Origin of the sequence: Nocardioides sp. L-11A (assembly GCA_029961745.1) — a bacterium.
Taxonomy (GTDB): Bacteria; Actinomycetota; Actinomycetes; order Propionibacteriales; family Nocardioidaceae; genus Nocardioides.
On sequence record CP124680.1, the window covers coordinates 511003 to 535610 of the forward strand.

The window sequence follows — 24608 nt, forward strand, 5'->3', positions numbered from 1 at the left end:
CCTTGACGTCCGGTGGCGGGTGCTCCAGGATCGGCATGTCGGCGCCGCCGGATCGGCGGTGTCGGCGCGCCCGTCGGGGCGCCGGCGCACGGGGCAGGAGCACAGCATGGACAAGCGGCCCAACGTCATCTTCGTCCTGGCCGACCAGTGGCGGGGCCAGTCGATCGGCTACCGCGGCGACCCCAATGTCGCGACACCGCGCCTGGACGCCCTCGCGGCGGAGTCGGTGGACTTCGAGAACGCCGTGGCCGGCAGCCCGGTCTGCTGTCCCTCCCGGGCCAGCATGATCACCGGTCAGTTCCCGCTCACCCACGGCGTCTACATCAATGACGTCGAGCTGGTTCCCCAGGGGCCCACGCTCGCCGAGAGCCTCCAGGACGCCGGCTACCGCACCGGATATATCGGCAAGTGGCACCTCTACGGCAGCCCCGACGGCTTCTACGGCCGGCGCCGGCTCCCGGTCCCCCGCGACAAGCAGTTCGGCTTCGACTACTGGAAGGGGACCGAGTGCACGCACGACTACAACAACTCGATTTACTACGTCGACGACGACCCGGCCGTCCAGGTGTGGGAGGGCTATGACGCGCAGTCGCAGACCGACGACGCCTGCGCGTTCGTGAGCGCGAGCGATCCCGACCAGCCCTTCCTGCTGATGCTGGCCTACGGGCCGCCGCACTTCCCGCTGCACACGGCGCCCGAGACCTACCGGGAGCGGTACGCCGACGCGGCGATCCAGCTCCCCCCGAACGTCCCCGACGAGCTGGCCGCCGACTCGGTGGCGGCGCTGCGGGGCTACTACGCGCACATGGCCGCCCTGGACGACTGCATCGGGCAGTTGCTCGACCACCTCGAGCGGTCCGGTGCGGCGGAGGACACGATCGTCGTGTTCACCTCCGACCACGGCGACATGATGGGCTCCCAGGGCATCCAGCACGACGTCAAGACGTGCCCGTGGGACGAGTCGATCCGGGTCCCGTTCCTGCTCCGATACCCGGCGGCGCTGGGCTCCGAGGGCCGCGTCGACCCCTCCGTCATCAACTCGGCCGACATCATGCCGACCCTGCTGGGACTGTGCGGCCTCGACGTACCCGAGACCTGCGAGGGCCGCGACGTCTTCGCGGAGGGGCCCCTGGAATCGGCCTTCCTGTCGATGCCGGTGCCCATCCTGTGGGGTCGCACCTATGGCATCGGTCCCTACCGCGGCGTCCGGACCGCGCGGCACACCTACGTGCGCTCGCTCGACGGCGACTGGCTGCTCTACGACAACCAGGCCGATCCGCACCAGCTGGCCAACCTGGTCGACGACCCCACGCACGCCCCCGTCCGCCAGGAGCTCAGCGCGCTGCTGGACGAGTGGCTCGACCGGCTCGGCGACGAGTTCCTGCCCGCCGAGCACTATGTGGAGCGGGACGGGCTGGGCCACTATGACGAGGTGCTCACCCCGGTGGGATCCAGCACCGGTCCGGGCGGCAGCTGGCGTTCCACCATGGTGCCGACCGCGCCGGCGGAGAGCTGAGCGGAGGGAGGACCGGATGGCCGCGAGCGAACGGGGCACGGCAGGGGGCGAGGCCTCCTGCTGCAGCCCGTCGGTGGCGCCCGGCTCCGCTCCGGTGGGCCCCGGCCCGGCCGAGGTCCCTCTGGCTCCTCGTCCGCCGCGGGACCGCTCGGTGCGCGGCCAGGTCCGGCTGCCCGCAGGCCGGTTCGAGATGGGCGACCACTTCGGCGAGGGCTATCCGGCCGACGGCGAGGGACCGGTCCACGAGGTCGCGCTGCGACCGTTCTGGATGGACGAGACCAGCGTGACCAACGCCCAGTTCGGCACCTTCGTCCGCGAGACCGGGCACGTCACCGACGCCGAGCGGTTCGGCAGCTCCGCGGTGTTCCACCTCGACGTGGCCGCCGCGCCGCAGGACGTGCTGGGCGCTCCCGTGGCGACGCCGTGGTGGCGCGAGGTCCGCGGCGCGGACTGGCGGCACCCGGAGGGCCCCCGGTCGGACATCGCCCGGCGCCAGAACCATCCGGTCGTGCAGGTCTCCTGGCGCGATGCCGCCGCCTACGCGGCCTGGGCGGGCAAGCGGCTGCCGACCGAGGCGGAGTGGGAGTACGCCGCGCGCGACGGCCGGCCGGCGGCGCGCTTCCCCTGGGGTGACGAGCTCACGCCGCGCGGACGGTGGCTGTGCAACATCTGGCAGGGCCGGTTCCCCGTGCAGAACACGGCCGACGACGGCTATCGCACCACCGCGCCCGCGAAGTCGTTCTACGTCGGGCAGCGCGGACTGTGGTCCATGGTCGGCAACGTCTGGGAGTGGTGCGCCGACTGGTTCTCCCCTACGACGTACGCCGACCGGGTGCGCGCCGGCGGCGGGGTCGTCGCGGACCCGGTCGGTCCCGCCGACGGGCAGGCCCGGGTGATCCGGGGCGGCTCGTTCCTGTGCCACGACTCGTACTGCTCGCGCTACCGGGTCGCGGCCCGGTCCGCGAACACGCCGGAGTCCAGTACCGCCAACACCGGCTTCCGCTGCGCCAACGACGACGCCTGAGCGCTGTCGCGAGAGGACGAAGGAGCACCGCACATGGAGACGAGCAGCGGCAGGTTCGCCCGGTTCCCGGCGTCGGTCTACGCCCGGGGCGAGGAGCCCGACCCGCGGTTCAGCCTGGCCAACGAGCGGACCTTCCTGGCCTGGATCCGCACCGCGCTCGGTCTGCTCGGCGCGGCGGCGGCGCTCGTCGCCTTCGACCTGCCCCTCGCCTCGTGGAGTCGGCAGAGCGCCGCGATCGCGCTGACCGCGTGCGCCGTCGTCGCGGTGGCGAGCGGCTGGGTCGGCTGGTGGTCCAACGAGCGGGCTCTCCGGCTGCGGCGGAGCCTGCCCGGGTTCGTCGGCGGCGCGCTGCTCGCGGCGATGCTGGCGGGGACCGTCGTCATCCTCGTGGTGGGCCTGGTCCAGGGCTGATGATCCGATTCCCGGCGATCGCGCAGGCCGAGCCTGCCCGACCTCGGCATGAATCGGTCAGGGGGTCGGGCCGGTGACGGTGGCGGAGCCGACCAGGGTCTCGTCGGCGTAGAGCAGCACCTCGGACACGAAGTCCTGCGGCGCGACGGCGTCGGCGGGCGCGAGCAGGAGCACCTCGAGGGGCCCGGGCGCGGCGGCGTCGTACGCGAAGACGCAGTCGAGCGGGCTCCACGGCGTGGCGACACCGATCTCGGCGAGCGCGGGGCAGGTCCAGCCGTCCGGCCACGAGGTGTGCTGGTAGAGGACCGAGCGCGTGAGCGTGACGACGACACGTAGCACGCGCGCGGGGCCTCCGGCGACCTCGGGCGCGACGCTCAGCCGCCAGCGTCCGGGGCCGAGCTCCGCGGCGGGCGTCACGGTGACCTCGCCGAGCCGCGTGCACGGCGCGGGCTGACCGAGGTCGCCGGTGAACCGGGTCGGCGCGTCGGGCGCGAAGAGGTAGCCGGGCACCGGGGTGGCCAGGACGGTCCACGGTCCGGTCCGGCCGTCGCCCTCGACGAGCTCGTAGCGGACGCCCTCGGTGACGGGCAGCGCCAGCCGGCCGGGGGTGTCGCACTCGGCGACCGGGGCCGCTGTCGGGGCCACCGGCACCACCGTCACCGGTGGCACCACCGTGGGCGTCACCGTCCCGGCGGGAGTGCTGGTCGGTGGCACGGACGGGCTCGGCGCGGGCTTCGCGGGCTCGGGCGCCGTCCCGGTCGGTGCCGGCGGTGCCGGGGCGGGCGGTGGCGCGACCGGTGGTGCCACCGGAGGCGTGGTCGGGGGCGTGAGCGGCGGCGCGACGGTCGAGGCGTCGTCCGGGGCGGCCGGCGGGGCCGGTGGGGCCGTCACGACCGGATCGGGTGCCGGTGCCGAAGCCGGCGGCGTCGTGGTCGACGGCGCGCCGGCCACGGCCGGACCGTCGGTGTCCGTCTGGGACAGCACGACGCCGGTGCCCGCGGCGACGGCGCTGACCGCGGCGCCGGTGGCGAGCACCATCCGGAGCGTGCCGGTGCGTGGCAGGGGGAGCGCGCCGAGGAGCCCGCCGAGGCCGCCGGTCGCGGCGGCGGTCCCGCCGATCAGCCAGGCGGCCGGCTTGACCGCCGCGGGCAGCGCGCCGAGCAGTACGACGGGGAACAGATGCGCCGCGAGCCGGGTGTTGAGCTGGGTCAGCCGCAGGTACGCCGCGCTGCACTCGGCGCACGAGGCGAGGTGCGTGGTCATCCGCGCCTGGGCGCCGCCGGTCAGCCGACCGCGGACGTGGCGGCTCAGCCGGGGCCGGGCCCAGGAGCAGCCCTCGCCCAGCGGGGCGCCGTCCAGGTGCCGGTCGAGGTAGGCCTGGCGCAGCCCCTCACGGGCGCGGTGGGCCAGCGAGGACACCGCGCGGGGCCGCATGCCGAGGATCTGCGCGGCCTCGACCGGCTTGCGGCCCTCGACCTCGACGTGCCACAGGACCCGCTGCCAGGACTCGGGCAGCGTCGCGAAGGCCTCGCGCGCGGTGTCGGCCTCCACCCCGTCGAGGACGGCGTCCACGGGCGGCACCGCGGCGTCGAGCAGCCACTCCTGGTCGGACGCCGGCCGCTCGGTCGGCCGGCGGTAGCCCTCCCGGAAGCCGTTGCGGATGGTGACGTGGAGGTAGGCGCGGAAGTCCGCGATCGTGCCGGGCTCGGCACGGAGCCGGGCGATCACGCGCGCGAAGGACTCCGCGACGAGCTCCTCGGCCTCGTCGGGTCCGACGAGGATCGTGGCCAGTCGGCGAGCGTCGTCGACGTGGTCGTGGTAGAGCGTCGCCGCGTCGTCGCTCGATGGCGCGCGGTCATGCATGTCGTGTGGTCCCCCCGATCAGGGCGGCTGAGCCCCGATCCCCTCGCGACAACTGTCGCGTCTTCCCTCGCATGGTAGGCGCCCTACCCCGAGGTCAGCGAGCTTTCGCGACCCAACGGTAAAAGTTTCAGGTTCTGCGTGATGTTCGGCGGACCGGCGCATCCAGGTCTGTAGCGCCGCGTGAGTGGCGCCGTGTCCGAGTCACTCCAGCCAGAAGCCACGATCGATGAGCAACGCACCCAGCCGCCTGCACCCCGTCCCACCCGCGACGACGTCCGCCGTCGTCGAGGCGGTGCTGGCGCGCCGCGACCGGGTCGGCCCGGGCGACCGCGCGGTGTGGGACCGGTTCGTCACGCTCGTCGAGACCGATCGCGACGACCCGCGCTCGGCGCGGTTGTACGCCGTCCTGGCGAACCTCGTCGGGGTCGTCGCCTTCGCCGATGCCGACGACCACCGCACCACGGCGCAGCTCGCCGAGGCGATGGGGGAGCGGGCGCTGGCCCGGCTCCAGCGCCGTGCCGCCGCCCTGCTCGAGGTGGATCCCGAGCGGTGCTGGGCGGCGGACGCGTGTCGCCGGTGGACCGCCCTCGACGTCCCGGCCGAGGTCGCGGACGCCTGCGCGGCGACCGCGTACGCACTGGTGCTGGAGGACGTCGACCCGGCGCCCGCCTCGGTCCCCGCCGCGCCGCCGGTCCTGACCGTCGGACAGCTCCTCGGGCTGCTCGCGCGCGGCTCGGTCGCCCAGTGGCGCGCCCAGCTCGGCGTCGTCGCCGCCAGCCCGTGGGGTCCCGACGCGCACGAGCTGCTCCGGCTCGCGGGGCGCAGCCGGTCGGCTCGGGTGCAGGCCGTCGTCGAGCGGTCGGTCGCCCTGTGCCGGGAGCGCCGCGAGGCCGCCGAGCGCGCCCTGGTGGCGCGCGACATCAAGGAGTGCATCGTCCGCGCCGGGGTCTCCCAGCGCGTGTTCGCCGCGCAGATCGGCACCTCGCCCTCGCGCCTGTCGACCTATGTCACAGGTGCGGTCGTGCCGTCGGCGACCATGCTGCTGCGGATCCGCCGGGTCTCGCGACGGCTGCGCGACCGGGCGGCCGAGGAGTTGGCCGCGACCCGGGGCGCCTGACCCGGGCGACCGGTCAGCCGGCCAGGTAGGACCGCAGGCCGGCCATCGCCCGGTCGATGATCTCGGGCAGCCCGGGGGTGTCGGCGTCGGGCTCGGCCAGCCACGCCTCGTACGCCGACAGTGAGATCGCCAGCGAGACGTGGCCGGCGACCTGGGGGACCAGGGCCTCCGGGTCGGCTCCGGTCCGGCGGGCGACGTACTCGGAGATCACCCGCCGCCACTCGGCGTACCGCAGCACGGAGTGCGCCTGCAGCTCCGGGGTGGTCAGGATCAGGCGCATCCGCTCGTGGTGCGGCGGCTCGGCGTCCGCGGGGAAGCGGTTGAACCCCACCACTGCGCGGTGGACGGCGGTGTGCACGGGCAGGTCGACGGGCTGCTCGTCGAGCAGCGCGCGGAAGTGGTCGAGGGTGCGGTCGAACTGTCCCCAGGGGATGTCGTTCTTGGACTGGTAGTAGCGGAAGATCGTCCGCTTCCCGACGCCGGCCTCGCGGGCGATGGCCTCCATCGTGGTCCCGGCGAAGCCGTGGGTCGCGAAGAGCCGGAACGCCGCCTGCTCGATGGCGGCGTGCGAGGTGGCGACGGGGCGTCCGCGTGCGGAGGACCGGGTCCGGGTCGGGCCCTCGGCCGCGGCAGCGGCGGCGTCGGGCAGGGGATCGGGCATGGCGCCGGAAGTTAGCACGTCCGGACCCTTCCATTTTGGCATCGAGTGCCATTAGTGTGTCGCGAACCACAGCCGACGAGGAGGAACACGATGAACCCTGAGCTGGAAACCGGGACCGAGGACCAGGCGGAGCTGGCGGCCGAGGACCTCATCGAGGAGGTCTCGATCGACGGCATGTGCGGCGTCTACTGATGGACGCCCTGCTGGGGGAGCCGTGGACGCTCTCGCCGTCGGTGGCCCTGCGGCCCGAGCCCTTCGGGGCGCTGGCCTACCACTTCGGCAACCGGAAGCTCACCTTCCTGAAGCGGCCCGAGCTGGTCGCCGTCGTCCGGAGCCTCGCCGGGGCACCGGACGTGCGGTCCGCGCTCGAGTCCGCCGGCGTCCCGGCCTCCCAGCACGCCGCCTACGCGGCGGCCCTGCGCGGCCTGGCCGCGACCGACATGATCCGCCCCCGCCCCACCGCCCAGGAGGAGCCCGCATGACGATCGCGCCCGAGCGGCCGCAGACCGCGAGCCTGGTCCAGCAGTTCGAGTACGGCCTCGATGCCCCGATCTGCCTGACCTGGGAGCTCACCTACGCCTGCAACCTGGAGTGCGCCCACTGCCTGTCGTCGTCCGGGCGCCGGGACCCGCGCGAGCTGAGCACCGAGCAGTGCAAGGCGGTCATCGACGAGCTGCAGCGGATGCAGGTCTTCTACGTCAACATCGGCGGCGGCGAGCCCACGATCCGCCCGGACTTCTGGGAGCTCCTGGAGTACGCCGTCCATCATCAGGTCGGCGTGAAGTTCTCCACCAACGGCGTGCGGATCAGCCCCGAGCGCGCCGCCTTCCTCGCCTCGCCGGCGTGCAACGGCTACGTCGACGTGCAGGTCTCGCTCGACGGCGCGACCGCCGAGGTCAACGACTACGTCCGTGGCCCCGGGTCCTACGACACCGCGCTGCGCGCCCTGCAGAACCTCCAGGACGCAGGCTTCCAGGACGCCAAGATCTCGGTCGTCTGCACCCGCGAGAACATCGGCCAGCTCGACGAGTTCAAGGCCCTCGCCGACAGGTACGGCGCCACGCTGCGTCTCACCCGGCTGCGCCCCAGCGGCCGCGGCGCCGACGTCTGGGACGAACTGCACCCCCGGCCGGAGCAGCAGCGGGAGCTCTACGACTGGCTGATGGCGCACACCGCCGACGGCGAGCAGGTCCTCACCGGCGACTCGTTCTTCCACCTCGCGGCGTTCGGCCCGGCAGATGGGAGTGGGGCGCTGCCGGGACTCAACCTGTGCGGGGCGGGCCGCGTGGTCTGCCTGATCGACCCGGTCGGCGACGTCTACGCCTGCCCGTTCGCGATCCACGACAACTTCCTCGCGGGCAACCTGCTCGACGGCGGCTTCCAGCAGGTCTGGCAGCACTCGCCACTGTTCCAGGAGCTCCGCTCGCCCCAGACCGGCGGGGCGTGCGCCTCCTGCCAGTTCTACGACTCCTGCCGCGGCGGCTGCATGGCCGCGAAGTTCTTCACCGGACTGCCGCTCGACGGCCCCGACCCCGAGTGCGTCCAGGGCTACGGCGAGGCCGAGCTGGATCGCCTCGGGCTCGCCGGCGAGCGGACCATCCCGGCAGCGAGCCAGGACCACTCCCGGACCACCCCCACCCGCAACCAGCCGGTGATGCTGCAGCTGCTCACCACGCGCGTGTCGGGGCCGCCGGTCTCGGCATGTGCGGAGAGCCCGCTCGCCGGCTTCGACCCCGACCCCCGCCACGACGTCATACGTTCTGTGGGCTCTCGCCCACAGAACGTATGACGCAACGCACGCAGACCTGAGGAAACCCATGAAGCTCGAGAACCCCTGGAAGCAGAACCCCTGGTTCGAGTCCGTCGCCGTGGCCCAGGACCGCGCCCGCAAGCACCTCCCTCAGCCGGTGTACGGCGCCCTGGTGGCCGGCTCCGAGCGCGGCCAGAGCGTGAGCGACAACCAGGCCGCGTTCGCCGAGCTCGGCCTCGCCCCGCACGTCGTGGGCCAGCTCCCCGAGCGCAGCCAGACGACGACGGTCTTCGGCCACACCATCGCCAGCCCGGTCATCATCAGCCCGACCGGCGTCCAGGCGGTGCACCCCGACGGCGAGGTCGCCGTGGCCCGCGCGGCCGCCGCCCGCGGCACGATCATGGGCCTGTCGAACTTCGCGTCCAAGAGCGTCGAGGAGGTCACCGCGACCGGGGCGACGACGTTCTTCCAGATGTACTGGACCGGCGAGCGCGACACGATGATCCAGCGGATGACCCGCGCGAACGAGGCCGGCGCGAAGGGCCTGATCGCCACCTTGGACTGGTCGTTCTCGATGGGCCGCGACTGGGGCAGCCCCGAGATCCCCGAGAAGGTCGACCTCAAGGCGATGATCCGGCTCGCGCCCAAGGTCGCCACCAAGGGCCGCTGGATGTGGCAGTTCGGGCAACAGTTCCGCGCCACCGGCAGATTGCCGGACCTCACCGCGCCCAACCTGGCGCCCCCCGGCGGCGAGGCGCCGACGTTCTTCGGCGCCTACTACGAGTGGATGACCACGCCGCCCCCCTCGTGGGACGACGTCGCGTGGATGCGCGACACGTGGGCGCAGATCAGCGGCACGCCGTTCGTGCTCAAGGGCGTGTGCCGCGTCGACGACGCGCTGCGCGCCGTGGACGCGGGCGTCGCGGGCATCTCCGTGTCCAACCACGGCGGCAACAACCTCGACGGTACGCCGGCCGCGATCCGGATGGTCCGCCCGATCGCCGAGGCGGTCGGCGACCAGGTCGACGTGGTCATGGACGGCGGCGTGCGCCGCGGATCCGACGTGGTCAAGGCGCTCGCGCTCGGCGCGAAGGCCGTGCTGATCGGCCGCGCCTACCTCTGGGGGCTCGCGGCCAACGGCCAGGCGGGCGTGGAGAACGTGCTCGACGTGCTCTCCGGCGGCGTCGACTCCGCGCTGCGTGGGCTGGCCCTGGCCTCGACCGCCGAGCTGCGGCCCGAGCACCTGCTCGTCCCCGACGGTTTCGACCGCGCGCTCGGGGTCCCCGAGCAGGCGGCTGCGGGGCGCTGACCGTGGCTCGGGCAGTCCGCCCCCTGGCCGCAGCCGCCTCGCCGAGCCTGCCGATGGGAGCGACGGTGCTGGTGCCGGTCGGCTCGATCGAGCAGCACGGCCCGCACCTCCCGCTCGACACCGACACGGTCATCGCCACCGCGGTGGCGACCGAGGTCGCCCGGCTGCTGACCCTGCGCGACCTCGACATCCTCGTGGCGCCGGCCCTGGCCTACGGATCCAGCGGCGAGCACCAGGACTTCCCCGGCACCAGCTCCGTCGGCACCGAGGTGCTGCGTCAGGTCGTCGTCGAGCTGACCCGCTCGATGCGGACCTGGGCCGCGCGCGTGGTGTTCGTCAACGCCCACGGCGGCAACGGGGCGGCCCTGCGGGGCGCCGTACGCCAGTTGACAGAGGAGGGACACGACGTCTCGTGGGTGGCGTGCGCGACCGAGGACGTCGACCTGCACGCCGGCCGGACCGAGACGTCGCTGATGCTGCACCTCGCGCCGTGGCATGTGCGTCTCGACCGGGCGGAGGCGGGCAACACCGGCTCCCTCGAGGAGCTGCTGCCCGCCATGATCGCGGGCGGCGTCAAGGCGGTCTCGCCGAATGGCGTGCTGGGCGACCCGGAGGGCGCCAGCGCCGACGAGGGTGCCCTCGTGCTGGCCTCGATGGTGGGCGACGTCGTGCGCTTCGTGGACGGCGCCTAGCGATGGCCGGCCGGGTCGCCCCCCGGGTCGTGATGGTGACCGGTGCCGCGCGCGGGATCGGCGCGGCGACCGTCCGCGCGCTGATCGCGCGGGGCGACCGGGTGGTCGCGGTCGACGGATGCGCCGGGCCTCCGCTCGCGACCCGGGCCGAGCTGGACGCGGTCGTCGCGGCCGGGGGCGACCAGGCCGTCGGCCACGTCGCCGACGTGCGGGACCGCTCCGCGCTGGCCGCCGCCGTCGACCTGGCCGTCGCGCGCTGGGGTCGGCTCGACGCCGCGGTCGCCGCCGCCGCCGTGATCGCGGGCGGCCGGCCGCTGTGGGAGACCCCGGAGGCCGAGCTCGACCTGCTCTGGGAGGTGGACGTCAAGGGCGTGTGGAACACCGCGGCCGTCACCGTGCCGGCGCTGCTCGCCGGGCCGGACCCCTCCGGTGGGCGGTTCGTCGCGATCGCCTCCGCGGCGGCCAGCCACGGCCTGCACCACCTCGCGGCGTACAACGCCGCCAAGCACGCGGTCGTCGGCCTGGTCAAGGGCCTCGCCGCCGACCTGGTCGGCACGGGGGTCACGGCCTGCGCCGTCTCGCCCGGCTCGACGCGGACGCCGATGTTGGACGCGACCGCCGCCCTCTACGGGCTGCCGGACGCGGCGGACTTCGCCCACAACCAGCTGGTACGGCGAATCCTCGACCCCGCCGAGGTCGCCGCAGCCGTCGCCTTCTGCTGCTCGCCCGAGGGGGCCGTGGTCAACGGCTCGGTCGTGCAGGCCGACGGTGGGTTCGCCCCGTGAGTACGACGGCCGCCGCGGCCACCGCCCTGCCGGACGGCTTCGTCGTCCGGCTCCGCGACGATCTCGTCGTCGCCGACCGCGGCCGGCTCCTGGTGGGCGGATCGCCGGTGCGGGCGGTCCGGCTCAGCCGCCGGGCTCGGCACCTGCTCGCGGGCGGGCGGCTCATCGTCGACGGCCCCGCGACCGCGGCGCTGGCCCGGCGCCTGCTCGACGGCAACCTCGCCGACCCGGTGCTCGACGGGCGCGCGGTGCCGCTCGCCGACCTCACGGTCGTCGTACCCGTCCGGGACCGGCCCGAGCAGCTCGATCGATGCCTGGCGGCGCTGGTCCCGCTGCCGGTGATCGTGGTCGACGACGCCTCGCACGACCCCGCCGCGGTCGCGCGGGTCGCCCGCCGACGCGGCGCCCGCCTGGTCGCGCTGGCCCGCAACCGCGGCCCGGCCGGCGCCCGCAACGCCGGCCTCGACGAGGTGGACACGCCCCTCGTCGCCTTCGTCGACTCCGACGTCGAGGTCGACCCCAGCGCCCTCCTCGACCTGGCCCGGCACTGCGCGGACCCCCTCGTCGCCCTGGTCGGCCCCCGCGTCGTCGGGAGGATCGCCGAGCGGCGGGCCGGCCGCCCCCGCTGGTTCGAGCGGTACGACGCCGTCGCCTCCTCCCTCGATCTGGGCCGCGTCGGCGGCCGGGTGCTCCCGGGTGCCGCGATCGGCTGGCTGCCGTCGGCCTGCCTCGTCGGCCGGACCCCGGCACTCCGCCCCGACGGCGGCGTCGGCGGATTCGAGGACGCCTGGCGTGTCGCCGAGGACGTCGACCTGGTGTGGCGCCTCGTCGATGCCGGTCACCTCGTCCGCTACGACCCCGCGGTCGAGGCCCACCACGAGGTCCGGCCGAGCGTGCGGACCTGGCTGGGGCGCAAGTTCGTCTACGGCACCGGTGGGGCCGACCTCGCCGACCGTCACGGCGCCAAGGTCGCCCCCGCGGTGCTCTCCGTTCCGGTCGCGCTCGGCGCGGCAGCACTTCTCCAGCGCCGCTGGTGGTCGGTCCCCGCTGCCGCCGTCGTGGTCGCCGCGACCACCCGCTCCGTCCGCCGGCGCCTGCCGGAGGGCGACGACACCACCGCCGTCGCCACCCGTCTCGCGGTGCGGGGCCTGGGGTGGGGGGTCCGCCAGGAGTCCGCGCTGCTGCTCCGGCACTGGTGGCCCGCCGCCGCGGTCGCGGCGCTGCGTAGCCGGCCGGTGCGCCGGGCTGTCCTCACAGCCGCCGTCGTCGACCTCGCGGTGCTGCTGCGCGAGCGTCCGGGCGTCGACCCCGCGACCGCGCTCGCGGCCCGCTGCCTCGACGACCTGGCCTACGGCGCGGGGCTGTGGTGGGGCGCGATGCGCCGACGCAGCCCGCGCTGCCTGGCGATCCGCTGGACCGGCCGCTGATCGGGACAGCCCGCCGCTGACCTCACCCGGCGTACGACGGCGCCGGGACGTCCTTCATCGCCGGGTCGAGCTCGATGCCCTTCGCGAGCAGGCTCGCGGCCTCGTCCTCGCGGCCCAGGTGGTGCAGCGCGAAGCCGAGGCGCATGTGTGTCGCGGCGTCGTCCGGCTTGACCTCGAGCACCCTGCGGTAGAGGTCGACCGCTGTGTCGAGGTCGGCCGGCTCGGTGAGCAGCGCGAGGTTGTAGAGCGCGGGTGCCATCTCGGGGTCGGTGGTGAGAGCCTGGTTGTACTCGTCGATCGCCGTGGCCAGGTCGCCGTCGTCCTGGGCGAGGTAGCCCAGGTTGTAGTGGGCGTAGGCGTTCGCCGGGTCGAGAACCAGCACCGCCTCGAAGGCGTCCCGTGCGCCCGATACGTCGCCGGCCGCGATCCGCTCCAGTCCGGTGTCGATGAGGGTGTCGCTGGCGCTCGTCGAGGACGATGCCGGCGATGCAGGGCGGTCGGCGTCGTCATCGCCTCCGCCGCACCCGCCGAGGAGCACAGCGCCGACGAGGGCCAGGGCGCCGAGCACGGTCACGGAACGGGAGGGACGGCGCGCGGGGGTCGGTGGCACCAGGGACCTTTCGTCGGGCGGGCGGGACGATGTCCCCTCCCGATCGGCAGGGGGTCCGCCTGCCTGAGCTCTCCGGCCGGAATCTCTCAGGACGGCGTCCCCGGGGCCGATGGGGCGCCTCGGTGCCGGCGGTCCGCCGGCCGCCGTACTCCCCCCAGGACCTCGCTCCCGGGTCCGTGCCCCGAGGAATCAGATGTCGATGAACAAGAAATGGCGCCAGGCAGGGCTGTACTCCGTGTCCGTCATGGCCACCACCGCGGCGACGCTCTTCCCCCACATCCCGGCCGAGGCGGCCGTGGCGGACGCCGCTGCGGGCAAGGCGAAGGTCCGGCAGGTGATCGGCTGCTATGACCAGGAGACCGGCGCGCTGCGCCTGATCATGAAGAACGGCCGCTGGCTGGTGGATGCCGCCGAGCGGCAGTGCCGGCCCGGTGAGCGGGTGATCCGCTGGAAGATCGGCAAGGCGTCCCGGGGTGGCGAGCGCGGACCCGCGGGTGCCCCCGGCGCGCCGGGGGCCCGGGGTGCCGACGGCGCTGCGGGTGCCGACGGTGCCGACGGTGCGACCGGTGCGACCGGGGCCACGGGCGCGACCGGGGCCACGGGCGCGACCGGTGTCGACGGCGCGACCGGTGTCGACGGGGCGACCGGCGCCGACGGTGCCACCGGCGCGACCGGCATCGACGGGGCGACCGGTGCCGACGGTGCCACCGGTGCCACGGGCGACATCGGTGCGACCGGCCCGACCGGTCCCACGGGTGCGACGGGTGCCACCGGAGCGGACGGAGCGGACGGGGCGACCGGTGCCGACGGGGCGACCGGTGCCACGGGCGCGGACGGCGCCACCGGTCCGACCGGCCCGACGGGGCCGACCGGTGCGGACGGCGCCACGGGTGCGGACGGCGCCACCGGCGCGACCGGGGCGACCGGAGCGACCGGAGGCACCATGGCGTTGGCGTACGGCTCGTTCGCCGACGTCGCGGGATCCACCGTCCCCGTGATCCTCAGCGGCACGAAGCTGCAGCTGGGCGCGTCCGGTGCCCAGGCTGGCGTGACCTCGAACCCGAACGACGACGGGTTCACGGTGGCCGCCTCCGGCGACTACCAGATTTCCTTCCGGGTCAACACCACCGCCGCGCTGCTGATGGGGGTCCGGGTGACCGTCAACGGCGCTCCGCAGTCACTGCTCGACGACGGGATCGGAGTGCTGACCACGAACCTGTGGGAGGGCACGGCGATCGTGAGTCTCGCCGCCGGCGACACCCTCAGCCTCGAGGCCTACGGTCTGGTCGGTGCCGCGGTGCTGGAGTCCGGCGCCGGTGCCTCGCTGAGCATCGCCCGGGTCGGCTGACCGCTCGAGAACCGTCCCGGTGGGTGGGTGTCGTCCGGCGCCCACCCACCGGTCGCAGGAAGGAACCGCCGTGCCCGGCATCGGCTTGATGATGATCGTCAAGGACGAGGCACCCGTGATCCGACGCTGCCTCGACAGCGTGCGGCCCTTCGTCGACTGGTGGGTGGTCGCGGACACCGGGTCGACCGACGGCACCCAGGATCTCGTTCGGGAGGCGCTGGCCGGACTTCCGGGTGAGCTGGTCGAGCGACCCTGGGTCGACTTCGGCCACAACCGGCAGGAGGTCCTCGACCTCGCCCGCGCCTCGATCCACCGTGGGCCTGACGACTACGCCCTGTGGATCGACGCCGACGAGCAGTTGCGAGGGCTCCCTCTGCAGCGTCCCGATCTCACCGCGTCGGGCTATCAGCTCCAGGTCACCTACGACGCGACCCGCTACGCCCGCCTGTGCCTGGTCCGCCTGGCCGACCCGTGGCGCTGGGTGGGACCGATCCACGAGTACCTCACCCTCCCCGGCGCCAGTCGCGGCTCCCTGGCCGCGCCCACCGTCCTGGTCCGCCACGACGGCGCCCGCGCGGGCGACCCGGACACCTACCGCAAGGACGCCGCGCTGATCGAGCGCGCCCTCGAAGCCGACCCAGGCAACCCGCGGCTGCAGTTCTACCTCGGCCAGTCCTGGCGCGACGCCGGGGAGCCGGAGCGGGCGCTGGCGGCGTATGCGGACCGGGTCGCCAACCCGGCGGGCTGGGACCAGGAGCGCTGGCAGGCGCGCTACCAGTCGGCCCGGCTGCGCGAGCGGCTCGGCGAGCCGGTCGCGGCGGTGATCGACGCCCACCTCGCGGCGTACCAGGACTGCCCATGGCGCGCGGAGCCCCTCGTCCAGGCGGCCCGCCTGGAGCGGTCGCGTGAGCGCTACGAGGTCGCGCTCCTCTACGCCCGCACCGCCGCTGCTCTCCCGATGCCCGGAGGCGAGGGCCTGTTCGTCGACACCGAGACCTACGCCTGGCGCGCCTGGGACGAGGTCGCCGTCAGCGCCTACTGGACCCGCCGGTACGACGAGGGGCTGGCCGCGGCGCACCGCGCCCTCGCCGCCCGGCCGGACGACGAGCGACTGCGCGCCAATGTCGACTGGTGCGCGAGGAAGCTGGCCGGGTGACGACGGTCACCCGGCGGGCGGGTAGCCTCCGGTCGTGCCTCAGATCGTCGTCCTGACCGGTGCCGGCATCTCCGCAGAGAGCGGGGTCCCGACCTTCCGCGACGCCGACGGCCTGTGGGAGGGACACCGGGTCGAGGACGTCGCGACGCCGGAGGGGTTCGAGCGCGACCGCGCGCTGGTGCAGCGCTTCTACGACGAGCGGCGCGCTGCGCTGGCCACCGTCGAGCCCAACGCCGCGCACCGCGCCCTGGCCGAGCTCGAGGAGACCCTCGGCTCCGGCCTGCTCATCGTGACCCAGAACATCGACGACCTCCACGAGCGCGCCGGGTCGCGCCATGTCGTCCATATGCACGGCGAGCTGCTCAAGGCGCGGTGCAGTGCCTGCGGCGTGGCCTCCCCATGGCGCGACACGCTCCTCGATGAGCCGGCCTGCCCGGGCTGTGGTGCCCACGAGCTGCGTCCCGACGTGGTGTGGTTCGGCGAGGTGCCCTACGAGATGGACCGGATCGCCGACGCCCTCTCGGAGGCGAGCATGTTCGTCTCCGTCGGCACGTCGGGTGCCGTCTACCCCGCCGCGGGCTTCGTCCAGCACGCCCGCCGCCACGGCGCCCGCACCCTCGAGCTCAACCTGGAGCCCAGCGAGGGCAGCCACTTCTTCCACGAGTCCCGGCAGGGCCGGGCGGGTGACCTGGTGCCGGTCTGGGCCCGCGAGGTGCTCTGGACCTGATCGACCCGGCGCGTTTGAACGCGCCGGGTCGGTGCTCCTGAGACGTTCAGATGCGCCGGGTCGGTGCTCCTGAGACGTTCAGATGCGCCGGGTCGGTCAGGGACGGGCCAGCTCCTCGTCGAGGATCGCGGTCAGCCGATCCCGCTCGTGCCGGAGGCCGAGGGGCTCGAGCCAGTCGAGGATCGTGGCCCGGAAGAGCTGGCCGGACTCGATGACCCGCGGGTCGCAATGGCCGGTGGACTCGAGGGTGACGACGCCGTACAGCGCGGACCAGGCCCGCATGTAGATCCACAGCAGGCCGCGGTCCTCGCGCGGGATGTGATCGGACTTCGCCGGGATGAGCGGGTCGAGGACGGCCTCGCGGATGACCGGGTCCAGGTCGTCGAGGGCCGGGAAGGGGAACTGGTAGAGCTCCCAGATCTGCCACATCAGGTCGGTGAAGTAGTGGCCCGAGGTGGCGAGCGTCAGCAGCTCGCGTCGCTCGGTGTCGGCCTCGGCGATCGGGTTGGCGAAGATCAGCGCGAACTCCCGCGGCTTGGCCAGCGCCCATTGGCGGAAGCGCGCACAGGCCACCGTCAGCCGCGCGGCAGGGTCCTCCTCCGAGAACCGGGAAGCGGCCTCGGCCCACGCGGCCGTCGCCGCCTTGTCGAGCTCGAAGGCGACCAGGTCCACCAGCTCCTGGTAGTTGCTGACGTAGCGGTACAGCGCGGGCGCGGTCATCCCCATCCGCGCGGCGACCGCGCGCAGGGACAGGTCGGCCCCCTCGGCGAGCAGTGCCGCGGAGACGGTGACGATCTCGTCGTACGTCGCCTCGCGCTGGCGCTCCCGGCGGGTGGGCGCACGGAGGTGGGCCACAGGACTCCTCGAGATCGACCGGGCGTCACCCGGGTGAACGCTTGACGACTGCAGTTTACACCGTTTACCGTTAACGATGTTTACGAAACTGACAGGAGTTCACTGACTCCGGGAGGAACCGCAGATGATGGAGCGATGGGGCGCCCTGGTCGTGCGCCGGGCCGTGGCGGTGCTGGTGGTCGGACTCGGGGTCACGGCACTCGCCGCCGTCGCCGGCCTCGGCCTGGAGGGCAAGCTCTCGGCCGGCGGCTTCGAGGATCCCGGCACCGAGTCCGCCCGGGAGCTCGCCCTCGAGCGCGAGACCTTCGGCAACCGCTCGATCGACGCCGTGGTGATCTTCTCCAGCGACGACGCGGAGGCGGCCGACCCGGCGTTCCGGGCCGAGGTGGAGCGGACCCTCGCCGCCATCCCCGCGGACAGCGTCGTCTCGGTGGCGACCTGGTACGACGTCCAGGACCCCGCGATGGTCAGCAAGGACGGGCACGCGACCGCCGTCTATGTCTCCCTCGCCGGGGAGAGCCAGAACGACTTCATCGACTCCTTCGACGCGATGCGCCCCGAGGTCGAGGAGAGCTCGCTCGACACCGCCTTCGCCGGACCGTACGCCGTCTACACCGACGTCAACGAGGAGACGAAGTCCGACCTGCTCCGCGCCGAGATCGTGTCGCTGCCGGTGGTGCTGATCCTCTCGCTCATCATCTTCCGCAGCGTCGTCGCGGCGCTGATGCCGATCCTCGTCGGCGTCGTCGCCGTGCTCGGCGCGCGGGCCACGGTGGCCGGCCTCAACGAGGTGGTCGACGTGTCGATCTTCGCGCCCAACATCATCACCCTGCTCGGCCTCGGGCTCGCGATCGACTACGCCCTCTTCGTGGTCTCCCGGTTCCGCGAGGAGATCGCCCGCGACCCGGACGACCCGGGCGGCGCCGTCGCCCGCACCATGGCCACCGCCGGGCGGACCGTCGCCTTCTCGGCGCTCACCGTCGCGGCGGCGATGAGCTCGCTGCTGGTCTTCCCGCAGACCTTCCTCAAGTCGATCGGGTACGGCGGCATCGCGGCCGTGCTCATCGCGATGGTCGCCGCCCTGACCGTCCTGCCCGCGGTGCTCGCGCTGCTGGGCACCCGGATCGACGCGTGGCGGATCCCGTTCCTCCAGCGGGCCACCCCCGTCGAGACCGACCACGGCGCCTGGGCCCGGCTCGCCCGTGCCGTGATGCGCCGGCCGGTGATCGTCGCGACCGCCGTCGTGGTGGTCCTCCTCGCCGTCGCCTCGCCCTTCCTCGGCGTGAAGTGGGGCAGCGTCGACTACCGCGTGCTGCCCGCGGACACCCCGTCCCACCTGGCGTCGGAGCGGCTCAACACCGAGTTCGGTCCGGAGCGCTCGACGGCCAACATCCTCCTCGAGGGTGCGGACGAGGCCGGCGTCGCGGCGTACACGCGGGCCCTGGCGCAGGTCGACGGTGTCGTCGACGTCCGACCGGTCGCGACCGAGGGCGACACCACGCTGCTGCGGGCGGCCTGGGAGGGCAACAGCCAGACCGACCACGCCCAGCAGGTGGTGCGCGAGCTGCGCGCCGTGGACGCCCCGGGCGGCGGCGAGGCCCTCGTCGGCGGCCTGAGCGCCGACACCGTCGACCTGGCGAGCTCGGTCGGCGACCACCTGCCGCTGATGGGCGTGATCGTCGTCGGCGTGATGCTGGTGCTGCTCTTCCTGGCCTTCGGCTCGGTCGTGCTGCCGCTGAAGGCGGTGCTGATGAACGCCCTCTCGATCACCGCCTCCTTCGGGGTCGTGACCTGGATCTTCAGCGACGGCCACCTCGCGGACCTGCTCGGGTTCACGCCGCAGGGCTTCCTCGACCTGACCAACCCGATCGTGATGCTCGCGGTGCTGTTCGGACTGTCCATGGACTACGAGGTCTTCCTGCTCTCGCGGGTCCGGGAGCAGTGGGACGCGACCGGCGACAACGACCTCGCCGTGCAGACCGGCGTGCAGAAGACGGGCCGGATCATCACCAGTGCCGCGCTCCTGCTGGCCGTCGTGATCGGCGCGTTCAGCCTCAGCGGCGTGGTGTTCATGAAGATGCTCGGCATCGGCATGCTGGTGGCGATCCTGGTCGACGCGACCGTCGTCCGGGCCCTGCTGGTCCCGGCCACCATGAAGCTGCTCGGCCGTTGGAACTGGTGGGCGCCCGCGCCGCTGGCCCGCTGGTGGCAGCGGTACGGCTTCCGCGAGGAGCCCGTTCCCGCTCCGACGGGCGGCCCCGAGACTCCCCAGGACCGGGTGCTGGTCTAGACCGGTCGGACCGCCGTCGCGCGGGCGGGCGGAGCCGGCGGGGCGTCGTACGCAAAGAACGGCGGATTCCGCGCACGGCGGCGGGGCGCGCCGCGAATAATCGCTGCCGTGATCCGGGTGGGGGCCGTCGACAATCACCCCGTGGTGCTGTTGGGACTCGGCGCGGCGTTCGCGGAGTCGGCGCCCGACATGCGCCTGGTGGCGATCGCCGGCTCGGCCGAGGAGCTCCTGGCGAAGGCGCCCGACGGTCTGGACGTGGTGCTGCTCGACATGCGGATCCCCGGCCAGCCGCCGGCGGAGGAGACCGTGACGACCCTGGTCGAGCACGGCCTGGTGGTGGTGCTGTTCACGGCGGAGGAACGTCCGGTCCCCGTCCGCCGCGCGATCGACGCCGGCGCCGCGGGACTGATCCTCAAGGTCGATCCGCCGGAGGCGATCGCGCAGTCGATCCGTGACGCGGTCGCCGGTGAGCTCGCCTGCTCGAGCCAGCTCGCCACGATGCTGCTCTCCGACGAGGACGTCGGCGCCCGGCTCTCGCCCCGCCAGATCGAGATCCTGCGCGCGGTCAGCGCCGGCCTGCCGTACCGGTTGGTCGCCCGGCAGCTGGGCATCGGCGAGGTGACCGTCCGCGAGCATCTCGCCCGGGCCGCCCGGGCCTACCGTGAGGGCGGGATCGAGACCGGCAACGTGCACGGGCTGATCAGCCGGGCGCGAGCTGACGGCCACCTGGAGGGCTGACGGCGGGCTCCGCGCCGGAGGCACGGCGTGTCCCCGGGGGCCCGGAGAGCAGGGTCGCGTCGGGATCGAAGGTGACCGCCCAGGTCGCCGGGAGGGCCGCCCGGACCGCGTCGGCGGCCGCCTCCGGGACCGCCGGGACCACGACCACGCCGGTGCGCAGCGCCCCGCCGGACACCGTCACGCGCGCCGGGGCGAGCGCCCGCAGCACGGTCACCGCCGCGGCCAGGGTCGCGCTCGCCGGTAGGTCCTCCTGGATCGTGACCACCACCTGGGAGCCGGTACGGCGCAGCAGGTGCAGCTCCTCGCGCAGGGCCAGGTGGGCCGGGCCGGGGAGGTAGAGACAGTCCCGCACACTCTGCGCGAGAACCGCAGCGCCGGTCGCCGACCCGGTGCAGCCGGGGTCGGCCAGGGTGCGCTCGACCAGGGGCAACAGCGGTCCGAGCAGGCGGCGCGCGGCACTGCCGCGGTCGGTGCCACGCGCCGCGCCGAGTCCGGTGAGCACCAGCCCGGCGCGGCGGCACACGCCGATGATGACGGCGACGAAGCAGGTGTTGAGCGGCTGGACGAAGAGCAGGTGGGGGAGCTCGGCGGCCGAGACGCCGGCCCCGAGGGCGACTACGACGATCGCCACGGCGTTCGGGACCAGCAGCAGCACGACGACCCGCAGGGACGCGGTCCAGGCGAGCACCATCGCGGGCAGCGCGGTGAACTCGACGATCCAGGACTCCAGGCCGCCGAGGCCGCCGGAGGAGACGGTGGGCAGTGCCACGACGAGCACGACGGCCGGGCCGAGGGCGCCGGCGAGGAGCAGGCCGGGGGTGGCCGGCCCGCGATCGAGGCCCCGAGCCAGAGCCACGACCAGCAGGAAGGTCGCGACCGCCCCGGCCCAGGTGACCGGCTGGCGCACCCCGTCGGCCGCCAGCAGGAGTCCCGAGACGGCGTACCCCGCCGCCAGTACCCCACACACCTGGAGCGCAGCGCGGCCCGGGCGCCCGACCGCCGCGCGCGCGAAGGTGTCCGCGTCGGGGGAGAGGCCGAGCAGTCGGGCGAGCCGGTGGGCGCGCCAGGCGAGGGTGACGACCGTGCCGGCGCCCGGCGTGCTCGCGACGAGGGCGGTGCCGCCGGCCGCCTCGACCCGGCCGGAGACCGCCACGCGGAGCCCGACGCCGGGGGTGACGACGAAGCCGGCTCCGGCGTCCTCGACGGTGACCCGGACCCGTCCCGGGCGCTGCACCAGCGTGATCGTGGCCCGGTGCACGCCGCTGTGCCGGGCGACATTGCGCAATGCCTCGCGCACGGCGCCGACGAGCGCCTCCCGGACGTCCTCGGGCACGGAGGTGCGTCGCCCGCGCACCACGAGGAGGACGTCGAGCCCGCTGCCGTCGGCGGCGGCGCGGATCTGCTCGTCCAGGTGGGCGGGCGACCGGCTCGGGCCCCGGGCGGCGAGCCCGTCGAGCGCGGCGGCCGCGGCGGCGAGCGTGGGCTCGGCCCGCGGCAGTCCGGCGACCGCCAGCAGGGCGGGCACCAGGTCGTCGTGGAGGAAGGCCGTGGCGTCGACCTCGGCCCGGCCGGTCTCGGCTGCCTGCCGCGCGCCCTCGGCCCGCAGCGCCGCCTCGGCGCGGGCCGACGTCCGTCGCATCAGGCCGACCAGGACGAGCACCGCGAGCACGGTGCCGGTGATGAAGGCGGCCTCCTGGACGCCGTACCGCAGGGCGGTCGTGCTGCCGCCGGTCTCCCAGCGCAGGCCGACGTAGAGGCCCGCGACGGCCAGGACCGTCGGGACCGGGAGCCGGGCGGCCACCACGAGCAGCAGCGGCTCGACCAGGTGGATGATCGGCGAGTCCGCGGCCCCCGCGAGCGGTGTCGTGCCCCGGTGGAGCAGTGCGCCCGCGGCCATCGCCACCGTGCACAGCGCGACGTCGAGGCGGCCGGCGCGTCCCAGGACGCAGCGCACGCCGGCGGTGCCGACGCAGGCGACGACGAGCAGGATGAGCAGCACGTCGGCGGTGTCGTACGACGCCAGCTCGGTCAGCACCGCGCCGAAGACCGCCGTCTTGGCGAGGATCACCACGCCGATCGCGAGCTGGAGGCCGCGTTCGACCGAGGCCGCGAGGTCGCGCGTCGACGCGCGACTCTCCTCCATGGCCGGATGCTAGGGGCCGGCCGGCGGGCGGCGCAGCGGATCGGCTGTCCTCGGATCCGCTGGGCGGGCGCGGCGGTGTCCTCGATTCCGCTGGTACCGCTCGGCCGCGCGGGCCGGGAGAATCGACGATCGGGGTCACGCCGTGGGGGAGTGGCCCCACCTCGTCACCGGTGGTGTGCGGGGCGTGTGCTCGCCGGGGAAGCGGCGCGCCGTCCGCCCACCGGTCAGCGCCCCGTCAGCACGGGACCCGCCGCAGGGCGGAGTCCCGTGCTGACGGGGCGAAGGTGGTCCGGGTCGGGACGGTCAGGCGTTCTCCTTCTTGAACACCGAGGTGCCCCACCACACCGCGAGACCGAAGAGCGCCACGGTCCAGCCGACGCCCCAGAGCATGGAGCTGTCGAAGTCGCCGAAGAACGCGGCGCGGACGGCATCGACGACGTGGCGGATCGGCATGAAGTCGCTGAGCCGTTCGAGCCAGCCGGCGCCGAAGCTCATCGGGAGCAGGATGCCGCTCAGAAGCAGCACCGGCATCATGATGACGTTGATGACCGGCGCCATCACGTCCTCGCTCTTGGTGGTCAGTGCGAGGGCGTTGGACGCCGCAGCGCAGGCGCCGCCGAGCATGAGGGTGAGGACGACGCCGACGACGATGCCGCCGAACGAGGCGTCCATGCCCATGATCAGGCCGAGCACGACGAGGATGATCGCCTGCACGAAGAGCTGCAGCAGGTCGCGGTAGAGCCGGCCGAACAGCAGCGCCGAGCGGTGGGCGGGGGTGACCCGCTCGGCCTCGATGACGCCCTCGCGCCACTCGCCGATGAGCGAGAAGCCGGCGAAGAAGGCCCCGAAGATGCCGAGCTGGACGAGCATGCCGGGCACGAACCAGGTGTACTTGTTGCCGCCGAGCTGGGCGATGACCGGCTCGAGCAGCGGACCGAACAGCAGCAGGTAGAGGACCGGCTGCAGCATGCCGATGATCACCCACGCGGGGTTGCGCAGGTTCATCCGCAGCTGGCGGTTGAAGACGATCCAGGACTCGCGGAAGAAGGTGTTCACGCACGGGCTCCTTCGGTGAGTACGTCGGCGTCGGGGCTGTCCTTCGCCTCGGCGGCGGCCTCGGCGTCGCGCAGCGAGCGGCCGGTCAGGGTGAGGAAGACGTCGTCGAGGGTGGGACGGACGACCTCGATCGACTCGAGTCCGACGCCCGCGGTCTCCAGGTCGCGCAGCAGCCCGGGCACGGCCTTGCCCGCGCGGGCGACCCGGCCTCGGACGTGGTGGCCCTCGACCTCGACCTCGGCGCTGATCGAGCCGAGCTTGGCGCGGGCGATCGCGACCTGCTCGTCGGTCGCGACCTCGAGGTCGACCAGGTCGCCGGCCACCGCGGCCTTGAGGTTGTCGGCGGTGTCGCTGGCGACGATCTCGCCCTTGTCGATGATGACGATCCGGTCGGCGAGGGCGTCGGCCTCGTCGAGGTAGTGGGTGGTCAGGAAGACGGTCGCGCCCTGCTTGGCCCGCAGGTCGGCGATGTGCTGCCACAGGTTGATCCGCGCCTGCGGGTCCAGGCCGGTCGTCGGCTCGTCGAGGAACACCAGACTGGGGGAGTGGATGAGCGCCATCGCGATGTCGAGGCGCCGCTTCTGGCCGCCCGACATGTTCTTCGGCATCCGCCGCCACAGACCGTCGAGCTGCAGCTTGTCGAAGAGCTCCTGGCCCTGGGCCACGGCCGCCTTCTTCGACATCCCGTAGAGCATCCCGTGGTCGACGACCTCGTCGCCGGCGTAGGCGCCGGAGAAGGTCGAGCCGACCTGGGAGCAGTACCCGATGCTGCGGCGTACGTCGACCGCCTGGGTCGCGACGTCGAAGCCGGCCACGGTCGCCGTACCCGCCGTCGGCTTGAGCAGCGTGGTGAGCATCCTCAGCGTCGTGGTCTTGCCGGCGCCGTTGGGGCCGAGGAAGCCGACGACCTCGCCCTCCGCGACGTCGAGGTCGACGCCGCGCACGGCGTGGACCTCCTTCTTCTGCTTGCCCTGTCCGCTGTGGAAGGTCTGCACGAGTCCTCGTGCCTCGATCATGGAGATCCCCTCGGTAGTCAAGGTTGAACAGGAGCAGTATTCAAACTTGAACACTGCGCTGTCAAACGCGTTCCCCCGCAGGTAGGACAGCACCAGCCGCCGACATTCATCGCA

Annotated in this window: 23 protein-coding genes; 16 read left to right on the forward strand and 7 right to left on the reverse strand. The window is 73.8% G+C overall.

Going from position 1 to position 24608, the window contains the following annotated elements:
- Positions 1 to 106: 106 nt before the first annotated feature.
- From QJ852_02335 to QJ852_02345, 3 genes are read left to right on the forward strand one after another with little or no spacing between them, the layout of a single operon-like run.
- Positions 107 to 1516 carry a sulfatase gene (locus QJ852_02335; protein ID WGX97281.1) on the forward strand — a complete coding sequence of 470 codons (1410 nt, stop codon included), beginning with the start codon at positions 107 to 109 and terminating at the stop codon, positions 1514 to 1516.
- 16 nt (positions 1517 to 1532) lie between these two features.
- The gene (locus QJ852_02340; protein WGX97282.1) at positions 1533 to 2540 is read left to right on the forward strand and encodes a formylglycine-generating enzyme family protein; all 1008 of its coding nucleotides are present in this window, start codon (positions 1533 to 1535) and stop codon (positions 2538 to 2540) included.
- Positions 2541 to 2573: 33 nt separating this feature from the next.
- On the forward strand, positions 2574 to 2951 hold the full coding sequence (locus tag QJ852_02345; GenBank protein ID WGX97283.1) for a DUF202 domain-containing protein: 378 nt from the start codon (positions 2574 to 2576) through the stop codon (positions 2949 to 2951).
- A gap of 57 nt (positions 2952 to 3008) precedes the next feature.
- On the opposite strand, the gene QJ852_02350 is transcribed toward QJ852_02345, so the two are convergent.
- Positions 3009 to 4814: a sigma-70 family RNA polymerase sigma factor gene (locus QJ852_02350; GenBank protein ID WGX97284.1), complete on the reverse strand. Its 1806-nt coding sequence runs from the start codon at positions 4812 to 4814 to the stop codon at positions 3009 to 3011.
- Between the two features lie 226 nt (positions 4815 to 5040).
- Between QJ852_02350 and QJ852_02355 the strand changes: the two genes are divergently transcribed.
- Positions 5041 to 5931, forward strand: a complete 891-nt coding sequence (locus tag QJ852_02355) for a hypothetical protein (protein ID WGX97285.1) — start codon at positions 5041 to 5043, stop codon at positions 5929 to 5931.
- Positions 5932 to 5944: 13 nt separating this feature from the next.
- Here QJ852_02355 and mftR read toward each other — a convergent pair whose 3' ends face one another.
- The gene (gene mftR / locus QJ852_02360) at positions 5945 to 6592 is read right to left on the reverse strand and encodes a mycofactocin system transcriptional regulator (protein WGX97286.1); all 648 of its coding nucleotides are present in this window, start codon (positions 6590 to 6592) and stop codon (positions 5945 to 5947) included.
- A gap of 90 nt (positions 6593 to 6682) precedes the next feature.
- Here mftR and mftA point away from each other — a divergent pair, with 90 nt between their 5' ends.
- From mftA to mftF, 7 genes are read left to right on the forward strand one after another with little or no spacing between them, the layout of a single operon-like run.
- Positions 6683 to 6784, forward strand: a complete 102-nt coding sequence (gene mftA, locus QJ852_02365) for a mycofactocin precursor MftA (protein WGX97287.1) — start codon at positions 6683 to 6685, stop codon at positions 6782 to 6784.
- On the forward strand, positions 6784 to 7074 hold the full coding sequence (gene mftB / locus QJ852_02370) for a mycofactocin biosynthesis chaperone MftB (GenBank protein WGX97288.1): 291 nt from the start codon (positions 6784 to 6786) through the stop codon (positions 7072 to 7074). The genes mftA and mftB overlap by 1 nt, the downstream gene beginning before the upstream one ends.
- Positions 7071 to 8381: a mycofactocin radical SAM maturase gene (mftC, locus tag QJ852_02375; GenBank protein ID WGX97289.1), complete on the forward strand. Its 1311-nt coding sequence runs from the start codon at positions 7071 to 7073 to the stop codon at positions 8379 to 8381. Before mftB ends, mftC begins: the two co-directional genes overlap by 4 nt.
- A 28-nt stretch (positions 8382 to 8409) precedes the next feature.
- Entirely contained in the window at positions 8410 to 9651 is a 1242-nt protein-coding gene (mftD, locus tag QJ852_02380; protein ID WGX97290.1) for a mycofactocin biosynthesis FMN-dependent deaminase MftD, read from the forward strand.
- 2 nt (positions 9652 to 9653) lie between these two features.
- Positions 9654 to 10343 carry a mycofactocin biosynthesis peptidyl-dipeptidase MftE gene (gene mftE / locus QJ852_02385; GenBank protein WGX97291.1) on the forward strand — a complete coding sequence of 230 codons (690 nt, stop codon included), beginning with the start codon at positions 9654 to 9656 and terminating at the stop codon, positions 10341 to 10343.
- Between the two features lie 2 nt (positions 10344 to 10345).
- Positions 10346 to 11128 carry a mycofactocin-coupled SDR family oxidoreductase gene (locus QJ852_02390; GenBank protein WGX97292.1) on the forward strand — a complete coding sequence of 261 codons (783 nt, stop codon included), beginning with the start codon at positions 10346 to 10348 and terminating at the stop codon, positions 11126 to 11128.
- Positions 11125 to 12555, forward strand: coding sequence for a mycofactocin biosynthesis glycosyltransferase MftF (gene mftF / locus QJ852_02395; protein ID WGX97293.1), 1431 nt, complete (start codon positions 11125 to 11127; stop codon positions 12553 to 12555). The genes QJ852_02390 and mftF overlap by 4 nt, the downstream gene beginning before the upstream one ends.
- 22 nt (positions 12556 to 12577) lie before the next feature.
- Here the strand turns inward: mftF and QJ852_02400 are convergent, their stop codons facing one another.
- Positions 12578 to 13165: a tetratricopeptide repeat protein gene (locus QJ852_02400; GenBank protein ID WGX97294.1), complete on the reverse strand. Its 588-nt coding sequence runs from the start codon at positions 13163 to 13165 to the stop codon at positions 12578 to 12580.
- Positions 13166 to 13358: 193 nt separating this feature from the next.
- On the opposite strand from QJ852_02400, the gene QJ852_02405 reads away from it, so the two are divergent.
- The 3 genes from QJ852_02405 to cobB all read left to right on the forward strand — a co-directional run bounded on the left by QJ852_02405 (position 13359) and on the right by cobB (position 16396).
- Positions 13359 to 14513 (forward strand): hypothetical protein, encoded by a 1155-nt coding sequence (locus tag QJ852_02405; protein ID WGX97295.1) that lies wholly within the window; start codon positions 13359 to 13361, stop codon positions 14511 to 14513.
- 70 nt (positions 14514 to 14583) lie between these two features.
- The gene (locus QJ852_02410) at positions 14584 to 15669 is read left to right on the forward strand and encodes a hypothetical protein (GenBank protein WGX97296.1); all 1086 of its coding nucleotides are present in this window, start codon (positions 14584 to 14586) and stop codon (positions 15667 to 15669) included.
- Positions 15670 to 15703: 34 nt separating this feature from the next.
- Complete coding sequence (gene cobB, locus QJ852_02415; protein WGX97297.1) at positions 15704 to 16396, forward strand: NAD-dependent protein deacylase; 693 nt, start codon at positions 15704 to 15706, stop codon at positions 16394 to 16396.
- A gap of 96 nt (positions 16397 to 16492) precedes the next feature.
- On the opposite strand, the gene QJ852_02420 is transcribed toward cobB, so the two are convergent.
- Positions 16493 to 17251: a WHG domain-containing protein gene (locus QJ852_02420; GenBank protein WGX97298.1), complete on the reverse strand. Its 759-nt coding sequence runs from the start codon at positions 17249 to 17251 to the stop codon at positions 16493 to 16495.
- 124 nt (positions 17252 to 17375) lie between these two features.
- Between QJ852_02420 and QJ852_02425 the strand changes: the two genes are divergently transcribed.
- Positions 17376 to 19541 (forward strand): MMPL family transporter, encoded by a 2166-nt coding sequence (locus QJ852_02425; GenBank protein WGX97299.1) that lies wholly within the window; start codon positions 17376 to 17378, stop codon positions 19539 to 19541.
- A 117-nt stretch (positions 19542 to 19658) separates the two neighbouring features.
- Positions 19659 to 20279, forward strand: a complete 621-nt coding sequence (locus QJ852_02430; GenBank protein ID WGX99520.1) for a response regulator transcription factor — start codon at positions 19659 to 19661, stop codon at positions 20277 to 20279.
- Here the strand turns inward: QJ852_02430 and QJ852_02435 are convergent.
- The 3 genes from QJ852_02435 to QJ852_02445 all read right to left on the reverse strand — a co-directional run bounded on the left by QJ852_02435 (position 20242) and on the right by QJ852_02445 (position 24494).
- Complete coding sequence (locus QJ852_02435; GenBank protein WGX97300.1) at positions 20242 to 22422, reverse strand: hypothetical protein; 2181 nt, start codon at positions 22420 to 22422, stop codon at positions 20242 to 20244. The genes QJ852_02430 and QJ852_02435 overlap by 38 nt on opposite strands.
- A 303-nt stretch (positions 22423 to 22725) precedes the next feature.
- Positions 22726 to 23478 carry an ABC transporter permease gene (locus QJ852_02440; GenBank protein WGX97301.1) on the reverse strand — a complete coding sequence of 251 codons (753 nt, stop codon included), beginning with the start codon at positions 23476 to 23478 and terminating at the stop codon, positions 22726 to 22728.
- On the reverse strand, positions 23475 to 24494 hold the full coding sequence (locus QJ852_02445; GenBank protein WGX97302.1) for an ATP-binding cassette domain-containing protein: 1020 nt from the start codon (positions 24492 to 24494) through the stop codon (positions 23475 to 23477). The genes QJ852_02440 and QJ852_02445 overlap by 4 nt, the downstream gene beginning before the upstream one ends.
- Positions 24495 to 24608: the final 114 nt, after the last annotated feature.